At 72.9% G+C, this 12,416-nt stretch carries 11 protein-coding genes; 3 read left to right on the top strand and 8 right to left on the bottom strand.

The window, feature by feature from the left end:
* Positions 1-390 (top strand): protoglobin domain-containing protein (locus tag ACFV4F_RS33405; protein ID WP_380508230.1); only part of this gene is annotated, 390 nt, incomplete at its 5' end.
* Between the two features lie 219 nt (positions 391-609).
* Here ACFV4F_RS33405 and ACFV4F_RS33400 read toward each other — a convergent pair.
* Entirely contained in the window at positions 610-1,209 is a 600-nt protein-coding gene (locus ACFV4F_RS33400) for a hypothetical protein (RefSeq protein ID WP_380508227.1), read from the bottom strand.
* 244 nt (positions 1,210-1,453) lie between these two features.
* Between ACFV4F_RS33400 and ACFV4F_RS33395 the strand changes: the two genes are divergently transcribed.
* On the top strand, positions 1,454-3,001 hold the full coding sequence (locus ACFV4F_RS33395; protein ID WP_380508224.1) for a SpoIIE family protein phosphatase: 1,548 nt from the start codon (positions 1,454-1,456) through the stop codon (positions 2,999-3,001).
* A gap of 119 nt (positions 3,002-3,120) precedes the next feature.
* Here ACFV4F_RS33395 and ACFV4F_RS33390 read toward each other — a convergent pair whose 3' ends face one another.
* Both ACFV4F_RS33390 and ACFV4F_RS33385 read right to left on the bottom strand, forming a co-directional pair.
* Positions 3,121-4,497 (bottom strand): amino acid permease, encoded by a 1,377-nt coding sequence (locus ACFV4F_RS33390; protein WP_380508221.1) that lies wholly within the window; start codon positions 4,495-4,497, stop codon positions 3,121-3,123.
* 280 nt (positions 4,498-4,777) lie between these two features.
* Positions 4,778-5,785 (bottom strand): NADP-dependent oxidoreductase, encoded by a 1,008-nt coding sequence (locus ACFV4F_RS33385; protein ID WP_380508218.1) that lies wholly within the window; start codon positions 5,783-5,785, stop codon positions 4,778-4,780.
* A gap of 108 nt (positions 5,786-5,893) precedes the next feature.
* On the opposite strand from ACFV4F_RS33385, the gene ACFV4F_RS33380 reads away from it, so the two are divergent.
* A complete protein-coding gene (locus tag ACFV4F_RS33380; RefSeq protein WP_380508215.1) occupies positions 5,894-6,376 on the top strand; it encodes a Uma2 family endonuclease in 483 nt (160 codons plus the stop codon).
* Positions 6,377-6,448: 72 nt separating this feature from the next.
* On the opposite strand, the gene ACFV4F_RS33375 is transcribed toward ACFV4F_RS33380, so the two are convergent.
* From ACFV4F_RS33375 to ACFV4F_RS33355, 5 genes are all read right to left on the bottom strand, one after another.
* Complete coding sequence (locus tag ACFV4F_RS33375; RefSeq protein ID WP_380508212.1) at positions 6,449-7,492, bottom strand: LLM class flavin-dependent oxidoreductase; 1,044 nt, start codon at positions 7,490-7,492, stop codon at positions 6,449-6,451.
* A gap of 196 nt (positions 7,493-7,688) precedes the next feature.
* Positions 7,689-8,078 (bottom strand): SCO5389 family protein, encoded by a 390-nt coding sequence (locus tag ACFV4F_RS33370; RefSeq protein ID WP_380443045.1) that lies wholly within the window; start codon positions 8,076-8,078, stop codon positions 7,689-7,691.
* 410 nt (positions 8,079-8,488) lie between these two features.
* Complete coding sequence (locus ACFV4F_RS33365; RefSeq protein ID WP_380443051.1) at positions 8,489-10,033, bottom strand: MFS transporter; 1,545 nt, start codon at positions 10,031-10,033, stop codon at positions 8,489-8,491.
* A gap of 186 nt (positions 10,034-10,219) precedes the next feature.
* Entirely contained in the window at positions 10,220-10,993 is a 774-nt protein-coding gene (locus ACFV4F_RS33360) for a hypothetical protein (protein WP_380443054.1), read from the bottom strand.
* Positions 10,994-11,093: 100 nt separating this feature from the next.
* On the bottom strand, positions 11,094-11,756 hold the full coding sequence (locus ACFV4F_RS33355) for a hypothetical protein (RefSeq protein ID WP_380508209.1): 663 nt from the start codon (positions 11,754-11,756) through the stop codon (positions 11,094-11,096).
* Between the last annotated feature and the right edge of the window lie 660 nt (positions 11,757-12,416).

Here is a 12,416-nt window from a genome sequence, read left to right as displayed (position 1 = left end):
TCGCAGCCCCACCTGCTCGCCTACGTCTCCACCCCCGAAGGCACGCCCGTCCCCGAATACCTGGCCGCCGTCCGCCGCCGCTTCGGCCAGTGGATCGCCGACACCTGCACCCGCCCCTACGACGCCCGCTGGCTCGCCCAGCAGGAGGAGATCGCGCTGCGCCACACCTCGGCGAAGAAGAACACCACCGACGGCGCCCGGTCCGTCCCGCACATCCCGCTGCGCTACATGATCGCGTTCATCTACCCGATCACGGCGACCATGCGGCCGTTCCTCGCGGCCAAGGGCCACCCGGAGGAGGACGTCGAGGCGATGCACCAGGCGTGGTTCAAGGCCGTCACGCTGCAGGTGTCGCTGTGGTCCCGCCCGTACGCGGGAGCGGCCTGGTAGGCCGGGCCGACCCGGCCGGAGGCGGTCGGAGTGCCTCCGGCCGCCGGTTCCGCGACCACCTCGGCGCCACCCCGACCGAATACCGACGCCGCTTCCGCGTCACCGCCACTTGAATGACGGAGAACACGTGACCACCACCGTCACCCACATCGGCACCGCCACCGCCCGTCCTCGAACTCGGCCGGCACGTCGTCCTCCCACGGGCTTGAACGATCCTCCTCAGCCCGCCGTGCGCCGCAGGACCTCCTCCACTGCCTCCGCGGCGACCTGCGCCCGCCGCGCCGCCGGGGCCTGCCGGATCAGGGCGCTCATCCGCTGCGCCTCCGCGGTCGTCGGCAGGTGGCCCGCCAGGAGGAGGGGAAGTGTCAGGCGGCGGGCGAGGAGTTCGTCGGCCGAGGTCACGTGCGGGCGGCGGACGACGGACACGTTGACGCGGACGCCGTGCTCGTTGCCCCACGGCACGCCCGGCCGGTCCGTCTCGACCGCGGCGTAGCGGAAGCCGTGGGCGAGGTCGCAGGCGGCGCAGCCGAGCGGGCCGCGGGCGAGCCGGTCGCCGCAGTCGGGGCAGGTCAGGCGGTCGAGGGCGGCGTCGACCACGCGCCAGTCGTGCCGGTCCGGTTCGGCCGCGACCATCTCGGCGAGGGCCGCCGCGTCCCGCTCGCCGACCGCTCCCACGCGGGCCAGGAACACGGACCATTCGTCCTCGACGATGCCGTCGACGAGCGCCCGGCAGGCCGGGCAGACGGGCGCGCCGCCGTACTCGTAGCCGCCGCACTCGTCGCAGCGGTTCGGGGCCGCCCCGACTGCAGGTCGTGCCATGGTTTCCTCTCCTCGTCGTCCCGACGAGTCTCTCCCAGGGCGGCCCACCGGCGGTACCGGATTGCTGCGCCGTGCCCGACGGCGCGCCGCCGACCGGGGGCAGGTCGCGAACGGTTGCTTCCGGTCGGACTCGGAGCCGGTTCGCTCGTGATGCGGCAAATGGAGTCAACTGTCCTGCGACACGGTCCCGTTGCGGTGGTATTGGCTTTCGAAACTCGTACAGCACAACGCATCTGGGGTCGACATGGGCAAGGCGCACAGATCAGCGAAGGCCCAGGGGGAGAGCAAGGGCGGCTCGCCGGCCGCCGAGGAGCGGTTCCGCGGACTGCTGGAAGCGGCGCCGGACGCGATGGTCATCGTGGACGACACCGGGACGATCACGCTCGTGAACGCCCAGACCGAGGCGCTGTTCGGCTACGGTCGCGAGGAACTCCTGGGACGGCCGGTGGAGTTGCTGATCCCGGGCCGCTTCCGCGCCCACCACGCCCGGCACCGCGACGACTACGCGGCCAACCGGCAGGTGCGGCCGATGGGCGCGGGCCTGGACCTGCGCGGGCTGCGCAAGGACGGCACCGAGTTCCCCGTCGAGATCAGCCTCAGCCCGCTGGAGACCAGCGACGGCCTCCTGTTCTCCGCCGCCGTCCGCGACGTCAGCGACCGCAAGGCCGCGGAGGCCGAACTCACCGTGCTCTACGAGCAGCAGCGGCACATCGCCCTCACTCTCCAGCGCAGCCTGATGGGCACCCCGCCCGCCATACCCGGGCTCACCGCCGCCCACCGCTACCGGCCGGCGACCCAGGGAGCGGGCGTCGGCGGCGACTGGTTCGACCTCATCCCGCTGGGCGCCGGCCGGGTCGGGATCCTCATCGGCGACGTCATGGGCCGTGGCCTGGAAGCCGCCGCCGTCATGGGTCAACTGCGCTCGGCCGCCCACGCGTTGGCCATCACCGGCATGGAGCCGCGGGACCTGATGCAGTCCCTGGAGACGGTCGTCGGCGACCTCGCGGTCCCCGACCAGCTCGTCACCTGCTGCTACCTGGTCTTCGCCCCCGACACCCGGGAGGTGTCCGTCTGCTCGGCCGGCCACCTCCCGATCCTGGCCGCCACCCCCGGCCACGCGGCCCGGATCCTGCCGGCGCCGGTGAGCGCGCCGCTGGGCGTGGGCGGCGTCCCCCACCGGCAGACGTCCGCCGTCCTGCCGCCGCACACCCTGCTCGCGCTGTTCACCGACGGCCTGATCGAGGCCCCCGGGTGCGACATCGAGGACCGCCTCGACACCCTCATGTCCGCCATCGACACGACCCCCGACCCCGGCGACCTGGAAGCCGCGGCCGACCACATCCTGACCACGCTGCTCCCGCCCGTCCCCGGCTACGACGACGACGTCACGCTCCTGCTGGCCCAGGTCCCCGCGGCCCCGGACGCCACGGCCGCGATCGAGCTGCCCGCCGTCCCGACCTCCTCCGCCGAGGCACGGGCCTTCGTCGAGAAGGTCCTCGGCTCCTGGAACCACGGCCACCTGACCGACGACGTCAAGTTGCTGACCTCCGAGGTGCTCACCAACGCCATCCAGCACGGCAAGGGCCCCGTCCGCCTGCACCTGCGCTGCCATCCCGCCGAACTGGTGGTCGAAGTCACCGACCACAGCCCCCACTTGCCGCACCCCCGGCTCGCCGAGACGGACGAGGAGTCGGGCCGCGGCCTCACCCTCGTCGAGGCCCTGTCCCACCGCTGGGGCACCCGGCCCGCCGAGGTGGGCAAGACCACCTGGTTCACCCTGCCCCTGCGGTAGGGCGTGTCCTGGGGCGTGTCCTTCGGGCCGGGACAACGAGGAAGCGCCCGGCGGTACTTGCGGCGGACAAGTACCACCGGGCGCTCCCGGCCTGAGGGGGTTCTCCTGACCCGAGGGGGTCAGTCCTTGCGGCGCCCGGACATCCAGACGAACACGAGGATGCCCGCGAACAGGAACAGCACGCCCTGGTAGACGGCCGCGTACCCGGCGCCCGCGACCAGCCACAGCGAGAAGCCGAACGCGCCCAGGCCCAGCACCGCGTCGCGGACGAGACGGGCGCCGGCCACCTCGCGCCCGCCGCGCACCAGCCAGTAGAGCTGGGCGGCGGTGGAGAGCAGGTAGGGGACGGTCGCGGTGAAGGTGGTGATCAGCACGAGGGCGTCGAACGCGCCCTTCGCGCCGGACGCGAAGTTGAGCACCGTCAGCACCGAGGCCAGCGCCACGCTGACGACGACGCCGAGCACCGGCACCCCGCGCTTCTCCTTGGCGAACGCGGCCGGGAACAGCCCGTCCTTGGCGGCCGCGTACGGCGCCTGCGCGGCCAGCAGCGTCCAGCCGTTGAGCGCGCCCGTCATCGAGATCAGCGCGGCCACGGCGATGACCGTCCCGCCCCACGAGCCGCCGAACATCGCGTTCACGGCGTCCGAGAACGGCGCGGAGGAGTGGACGAGCTCGTCGTGTGCGACGGTGCCGAACACCGCCAGCGTGCCGAGCAGGTAGACCAGGGCCGCGCCCGCCGTGCCGAGGACGCTCGCCCGGCCGACGTTGCGCTCGGGGTCGCGGACCTTGCCCGCGCTCATCGCGGCCGACTCGACGCCCAGGTAGCTGAAGAGCAGGATCGCCGCGGCGGCCGTCATGCCGCCGACCACGCCCTGGCCGGAGGCGTCGAACGGGCCGAGGTTCTTCGGGTCGAAGAAGCCGAGGCCGCCCACCGCGACCAGCGCCAGCGGGATGAACTTGAGGACGGTGGAGACGAGTTGGACGGCCCCGACGTACCGGGTGCCGGCCAGGTTCGCCAGCGCGGGCAGCCACTGCACGGTCAGCGCGGCGGCGATGGTGACCACGGTGGAGTGCTGGACGGGGACCAGCACGTCGAGGTATCCGACGGCCGCGACGGCGAGCGCCGCGTTGCTGACCCACGTGGTGATCCAGTACGACCAGGCGGAGATGAACCCGGCGAAGTCGCCGAACGCCTCACGGGCGTAGACGTAGGGACCGCCGGTGCGCGGGTTGCGGCGGGCCAGCTGCCCGAAGACGAGCGCGAGCGCGATCGCACCCACGGTCAGCACCGCGAACGCGACCAGGCTGACCGTCCCGAACGGCGCCACGGCGGCCGGGATCATGAAGATCCCGCCGCCGATGATGTTCCCCATCACGAGCGCGGTCGCGGTCGGCAGGCCGAACCGCCCGCCCGAACGGGAGGGGGTGGCGGGGCCCGCGTCGGTGGGCGGGGTCGGCCGGGGAGCCTGCCGGGTCACGGCCGGGCTGGTCTGCATGGGGGTGGTGCGCCTTTCCTGGTCCTGCTGCGCTCGGTGGAGCGACCGCCCATGCTCACAGAGAGATACCGCTCTGTACCAAATCGGTGGTTTTCGTCCGGCCGCACCAGGCCCGCCACCGCAAGATTTCCGGCCGGGCGTCCCTTGCACCGGCACTCGTCCCGGGGGGGGCGCCCCCACATTTTAACGGGGAAAACCCCCCCCGGGGGGCACGCCCCCCCCCGCACTCGTCCGGAGGGGCGCTCACCATGATGATCACGGCGAACGCCCCGCCGGGTGCTCACGGCAGCCGCAGGACGAGCTTCCCGGTGTTCTCGCCGCTGAACAGCATCCGGAACGTCTGCGGGAAGTCGTCGACCGTGCCCTCGACCACGTGCTCCTTGACCTTGATCCGGCCCTCGCCGATCCACCCCGCGATCTCGGCCGCGGCCTCGGCGTAGCGGCGCGCGTAGTCGAAGACGACGAAGCCCTCCATGCGGGCCCGGCGCACCAGCAGGGACAGGTAGTTGGAGGGGCCCTGGACGGCGGTCTCGTTGTTGTACTGGCTGATCGCCCCGCAGATCACGACGCGGGCGTGCATCGCGAGGCGGCTGAGGGCGGCGTCGAGGATGTCGCCGCCGACGTTGTCGAAGTAGACGTCGATGCCGTCCGGGGCGTGCGTGCGCAGCGCCTTGCGGACGTCCTCGGCGCGGTAGTCGACGGCGGCGTCGAAGCCGAGTTCGTCGGTGAGCAGGGCGCACTTCTCCGGCCCGCCGGCGATCCCGATCACCCGGCAGCCCTTGACCTTGGCGATCTGGCCGACCATCGTCCCGACGGCCCCGGCGGCGCCGGACACCACGACCGTCTCGCCCTCCTTGAGCGCGCCGACGTCCAGCAGGCCGAAGTACGCCGTCATGCCGGGCATGCCGAGGGCGCCCAGGTAGGTCGAGAGCGGCGCGAGCGACGGGTCGACGCGCAGCGCGCCCTTGCCGTCCGACACGGCGTACTCCTGCACGCCGAATGCGCCCACGACGTGGTCGCCGACCTTGAACCCCGGGTGCCGCGACGCGACGACCTCGACCACCGACCCGGCCCGCATGACCTCGCCGATCCCCACCGGCGGCAGGTACGACGGCCGGTCGTCCAGCCATCCGCGCATCGCCGGGTCGAGCGACACGAAGCGCGTCCGCCCGACGAACTCCCCCTCCCCGGCCTCGCCGACCGCGCCGTCGACCAGCTCCCAGTCCCCGTCGCGCACCTCCCCGACGGGCCGGCGGGCAAGACGGACCTGGCGATTGACAGCGGACATGGGGGCGCCTCCAGTCGGTACGGCGATGACACGTGAGCGTGATTCTAAGCAAGCGCTTAGTCATCTGGCCAGAGGGGGTGTGTCCGACCCTCCCGGTAGCCTCCGGGCGTGCACACCGAACTGATCGAGGGCGTCGTCGCGCCCGTCCGCCGCTCGTGGGCCGACTCGAACGTCGCCTCCGCCATCCGCGAGCAGCTCCGCCCGCGCCTGCGCGAGCTCGGCCTGTTCGCGGGCTCCGGCGACCTCGACTTCCCGGGCACGGCGAACCGCTACGTCCCGCACCTGGCGGTCATACCGGCGGCACTGGCCAGGACGGAAGGCGCGCTGCTGCCCGAACAGACGCTCCTCGTGGTCGAGGCCGTCCCGCCGGGGTGCACCGACACGAGCCACACCACCTCGAAGCGCCGCCGTCGCTACGCGCAATTCGGCGCCCCCGGCTACCTCCTGGTCGACCGCGGGAAGCGCACGTGGACCCTCTGCACCCGGCCCGGCGAGCCCGACTACGCCCTCGTCGAGGGCCCGTACCCCCTCGGCTTCCCCATCCGGCTGCCCGCGCCGCTCGACGTGGAGCTGGCTACGGGCGAGTTCTGAGAGTCACGGCGCCGCGCAATTCCCAGCTCGCCCGGGTTGCTGTCCGTTCCGGCCGCTATGGGGGCCGAACCTTCAGTGGTCCCGGTCGGCCGGCTTCCAGCCGAGGGCGGGGCCGAGGCGGGTGGCGAGGTCGGTGAGGATCTGGACGTAGTCCTCGGGGGCGAAGGTGAAGGGCAGGGCGAACGCGACCTCGTCGATCTCCCGGAACGAGGCGTGGGCGTGGAGCTGTTCGACGAGCTCGTCCGTCGTGCCGACGAAGTCGCGCTCGAACAGCAGCCGGGCCGGGCCCTGCGGTATCCCGGTCCGGGGCGCCCGGGAGGCGGCGTAGGCCTCGTACGTGGCGCGCTGGGCGGGCGTGGCGCTGTCGGTGGGGATCACGACGAGCCCCTGGGAGACGCGGGCGCGGTCGCCGGCCGGGTGGGCGGCGCGGAAGGCGCGGACGAGGGCGAGCTGGATCGCCGCGAAGTCGTACGACTCGGCCTCCTCCTCCGGCTTCACGACGCTGCTGATCAGCAGGTTCAGCCCGTTTTCGCCCGCCCACCGCGCCGAGCGCAGGCTCCCGGCGCCGTACCAGATCCGGGAGGCGAGCCCGGGGGAGTGCGGCTGGACGCGCCGCGAGTACACCTCGATGCCCTCGGTCCCGGCGAAGTCGGAGGCGGATTCGCCCCGGACGAGGTCGAGCAGGCGCCGGGCGCGGGCCGGGCCGAAGTCCTGGTGGTCGCCGGTGTCGGGGTAGAGGGCGCCGCGCACCCGGTCGTAGTGGGCGGGCGGGCCGGCGCTGACGCCCGCGTTGAGCCGGCCGCCGGAGAGCACGTCGACGGTGGCGAGGTCCTCGGCGAGGCGCAGCGGGTTCTCCCAGCCGAGGGGCGTGACGGCGGTGCCGAGCTCGATGCGGCGGGTGCGCTGGCTGGCGGCGGCGAGGACGGCGACGGGGGAGGAGATGCCGTACTGGAGGTGGCGGTGGCGCAGCCAGGCGCTGTCGAAGCCGAGGCGTTCGCCGAGTTCGATGAGTTCGAGGGTGGTCTCGTGGCCGCGGCGCGGGTCGGCCTCGTCGAAGAGGCCGATGGTGAGGAAGCCGAGCTTGCGCAGCGGTCGTGGGGTGGTCGACGACGGCATGGCGGCCTCCGGGCGGGCGACGGGACTGGGACGGACCGGGGACGGGCCGATCCGGGGTGCGGATCGAACCTACGCATGCCGTCGGCCGCCCCACAAGATCGCCGGCGGACCGTCAACGCAGTCGCAACCCGCCCGCCACACGGCGCAACACGACGGGCCCCCGCCCACGGTGCGGAGGCCCGTCGTCACCCGGAGGTCAGCAGCTGCGCAGCTCCGGGCTCTGGTTGCGGATCTGGTTGTGCAGGGACGTGAACTCCCGGTACGCCTCGCTGGTCTCGGCGCCGGGCCGGAAGGCCGCGACGCGGTGGCAGTTGACGAACGCGAGCGTCACGTCGAAGTGCCGCTCCAGGCTGCCGCGGATGGCGTTGCTGGCGAGGGCGCGGAGCAGCTGGGCGCGCTCCTCGTCGGTGGGGGTGGTGTTGTCGTTGACGAACTCATCGTCGCCGGCGGCGAGTTCGGTGCTGAGGCCAGCGACCACCTGGTAGGCGTAGGGGAGCGACGTGCGGACCGTTTCGACGAAGTCGGCCTCGTCGACCTCGCCGTGCGCGGCCTGGGCGAGGAGGGCGGGGGAGACGTCGAGCGACATGGGGGTGTCCTTTCCCGGGGGTGCGTGGGGCTGGTGGTGCCGAAGGCGTCAACGGTTAACGAAGATGAAAACCATTGCTACATGGACTGTCCTCGACTCCCTGATGTCCTGTCAAGTACGGCGCGGAGCGACCGCCCCCGCCGCGCGCCGCCCCATCCGCTTCACTCCCCCGCCCGCTCCCTCGCCGCCATGACGTCGTCGCCGTGCCGGAACGCCCAGGCGCCGAACGCCTCGATCGGCTCCAGGAGGGTCCGCCCCAGCTCGGTCAGCGAGTACTCGACTGATGGGCCTGTGGGTGGGCGAGGGCGTGGACGCCCAGGCGATCGCGCCGCCGCTGGAGTACGCCGGGTAGCCCCCAGCCCCCAGCCCCCAGCCCCCAGCCCCCAGCCCCCGGCCCCCACCCCCAGGCCTTAGCCCGCGGGTTCGGGTGCCTTGTCGGCGACGGGGGCCGGGACCTTGGGGACCTTGATGACGAACACCGCCATCACCACCGCCAGCACCGCGAACACCAGCCCCATCTCGAACGCCCGGGAGATGCCGTGTACCAGCACCGCCGACGAGTACGGTGCCGGCAGCTTCCCGGTGGCCCTGAACTGGAGGGCCTGTTGCGGCGTCGCCGCGTGGAGGAACTTCGCGACCTGCTGCTGCGCCTCGTTACGGCTCGCCGTGCCGTAGACCGTCACCAGGATGGACAGCCCGAGCGAACCGCCCACCTGCTGCATCGCGTTGAGCGTGCCGGTGGCCGCGCCCGTCTCGTGCGGGGCCACCTGCGACACGACCGTCAGCATGACCGGGACGAATATCGAGCCCATGCCGAAGCCGAACAGCAGCGTCGGCCCGAGGACGCCGGAGGCGTATGTCGTGTCGAGGGAGATCCGGGTCGCCCAGAACACCCCGCCCAGCACCAGCAGCGAGCCGACGACGAAGAAGGGCTTGGCCCCGAACCGGACCTGGTTGCGGGCGGCGAACTGCGCCGCGGCGACGATGGCGACACTGATCGGCAGGAACGCGAAGCCCGCCCGCAGCGGGCTGAACCCGAGGATCTCCTGCACGAACAGGGTGATGAAGAAGAAGATGCTGAACATCGCCGCGGCGAGGCACAGCATCAGCCCGAACGCGCCCGCGCGGCTGCGGCTGCGCAGCAGGTGCAGCGGGGTGATCGGCTGTGGCACGCGCCGTTCGTTCAGCAGGAACGCGGTGAGCAGGACGACGGCGAGGCTGAACGCGAGGAGCGTCACCGCGTCCGTCCAGCCGTGGTCGGAGGCGCGGATGAACCCGTACACCAGGGACACCATGCCGGTGGTGGCCGTGAACGCGCCCAGGAGGTCGAAGCGGCCGGGGTGCCGTTCGGACTCGTTGATGTAGAGCGGCGCCAGGAGGGCGATCGCGATGCCGATCGGCACGTTGACGAACAGCACCCACCGCCAGGACAGCCAGGAGGTCAGCATGCCGCCGAGCAGCAGCCCGACCGCGCCGCCCGCACCGGCCACGGCCGAGTAGACGCCGAACGCGCGGTTGCGCTCGGGCCCTTCCTTGAAGTTGGTCGCGATCAGCGCGAGCGCCGTCGGCGAGGCGATCGCGCCGCCCAGGCCCTGGAGCGACCGGGCCGCGAGCAGCCACGCGGCGTTCTGCGCGACGCCGCCGAGCAGTGAGGCGAAGGAGAAGACCAGCACGCCGACGATGAACACGCGCCGGCGCCCGAGGATGTCGCCGGTGCGCCCGCCGAGCAGCAGGAGCCCGCCGAACGTCAGGGTGTAGGCGTTGATCACCCACGACAGGTTGGTGGTGGAGAAGTTCAGCGCCCGCTGGATGTGCGGCAGCGCGATGTTCACGATCGTGATGTCGAGGACGACCATGAGCTGCGTGGCCGCGATGACGGTGAGCGCTATCCCCGGGTGCTGGCCGCGGCGGGCGGACGCCGGCGGAGCCGAGGCCAGGGCGTGGGAGGTGGCCATGGCAGGTCCCCCAATGGCTTTGGGAGCGAACGACGGGAGGGAACGGTTTCGTTCACTAAGACCGACAGTAGTCCCGGGCGCATTGGGAGCACAACGGGCATTACCGACGGTCGGCTGGTTCCGGACAATCAGTGAACCGAGGTGTGAACGGGATGAACAGGTGGAAGAGGTGGAAACCGTGCCGTGCTACCCGTTCTTGCGGAGATCCAGGTAGGGGAACAGGTCGAGGAAGGGTCTGGCGGTGACGCGGACGCTCCCGCCGAAGGGGTTGTCGAAGTCCCAGATCATGAACAGCAGGAAGGCGATCAGCGCGCTGAAACACCCGGCCAGCGCCAGCTCCCGCGGCGTGTGGCGGATCTGGAGGGCGAAGAGCATGCCGACGGTGATGGCGGCTCCCGCGATCAGCCCGATCCAGACCAGGCCGGGCATGGTGGCGCCGGCGTACTGACCGCGGGCGCTCCGGGCGTCGTCGGCGACGGTGATCCGGTCCAGGATGGGCAGGTAGGACTGCGCCTCCAGCTCGGTCGTGGGTGGCCTGGTGGCGACGTCGGCGCGGACCTGTTCGAGCAGCTGGGTGCCCTTGTCGGAGATCGTTCCGTGATCGCCCATGTACGTCCACTCGACCCGGACGACGTACGACACGTAGGCGTCCACGTCCGCCCTGATCTTGTCGCGGACCTCGGGCGGGTAGACCGCGGCCCGGTCCCCGACCTCGTGGAGCGCCTGGGCCTCGCGGAGCACGTCGTCCTCGGCGGCGACGCGCGCCTGCCAGACGCCGGCGATCGCCAGCCCGAGGACGATCGCGTAGACGATCCCGATCATCATCGTGATGTACTCGATGACGTCCGGAGTCTCGTCGTGTCTCGGCTCGGTGCTCTGGTGGCGCCGCAGGAGCACCACCGCCCCGGCGACGAGGCACGCTGCGGCCGCGGCGACGACCAGCGCCACCCATGGACCCATCGGAACTCCCTCTCACTGGCTGGCTTCTACGGTCGGCGGCCCGGTCCTTGCGACGCGGGCGTCGGGGTGTCCGGTGACGAGGCGTCATCGCCGGCCCTGCTCATGGCCGCCGCCTCGGCCGCGCCCCGGGCGCAGCGCCGCCGCCGCGAGGACCGCGGGCACGAGGATCAGCAGCATGGTGGCCGCCATCGGGACGTCCGGGTGGTGCGGAGGCGCGGTGGTCGGGCCGGCCGGCGGTGCGCGGAACGTGGGCGCCCGGGTGGGGGCCTGGGTCGGCCACGCCGGGCTCGGGCGGGGGGTGTCCGGTGCGACCGGACTGGCGGCCGCCGGCCCGGTGGGTTGGGGCGACGGCTGTGGTCCGGTGGCGGCCGGGTTGGCTGCGGCGGGGGCGGGCCCGGCGGCGGGGGCAGCGGCGGCCGGGGCCGGATTCTGCGCAGCCGGTGCCGGTGCCGGTGCCGGTGCGGGTGCGGGTGCCGCCGGCGGAGGTGGTGCCGGGGCTGGCGGTGGCGCGGAGGGCGGGGCCGGAACAGGTGACGGACTCGGAAGCGAGGGCGAAGGCGAGGGCGACGGCGAGGCGACGGGCGGGGGCGAGGTGGGCGTCTGCGTCGGCGTGGTGGAGGGGACTGGTGAGGCAGTCGGCGTGGGTGAGGGGCTGGGTGTCGGCGTGGGGGACGGGCTCGACGGCGGGGTGGCTGTCGGAGTGGGCGTCGGAGTGGGAGAGGGCGTCGGAGTAGGGGAAGGCGTGGGCGTGGGACTCGGGCACGGACGCAGGTGGTGATGATGGTGATGGTGGTGACCACCGTGGTGGTGGCCACCGCGCTCGTCATCGTCGCCGTCGCCGTCCAGGCGCCCGGCGCCGGCGCTGTCCGAAAGCGTCGGCGATGGCGTCGGCGTCGGCGCAGAGGTGGGGCACGGCCGGTGATGCTGGTGCGGAGGCCGGTGGTGGTCACGCTCCGGAGCGATGGTGACCTCGACCGGAGCGGTCCCGCCCACCCGGAGGCACACGCAGAAACCTGCCACCGGGCCCGCCGGATGCCCACCACCGTGGTGCCCGGCGCCCGCCGCGGGCGCCCCACCCACCAGCACGCCCACGGCCACCACGCTCGCGACCGCACCCGCCATACGCACCCACCGGCCGGGGCGGACGCGTTCTGTGCCTGCCGGCAGCAGCCGCTCGACCTCTGGGGACCGGGGAATGACCTCCACACCTCCCAGGGGTGACGGCACAGCGCGCGGCGGACTTCGATCGGGCGGCCCGACCGGGGACACGCGTGGCGCCCTCCGGCCGCCGTCAGGATCTCCCCGCGGTACTTCGTCAACCAACAGGCGCGCCGGGCACCTGCGGCCGTTCGGTCCAAGGGCGGACAGGTTCAGTCGCGGGGGGGGGGCGCCCGGCGTGGGCGCCCCCGGCAGCGCGCTGCCG

The sequence above is a fragment of the Kitasatospora sp. NPDC059722 genome (assembly GCF_042733235.1).
Lineage (GTDB): Bacteria > Actinomycetota > Actinomycetes > Streptomycetales > Streptomycetaceae > Kitasatospora.
Note: the sequence above shows the minus strand (reverse complement) of the source record. Positions and strands in the feature narration are given on the sequence as shown.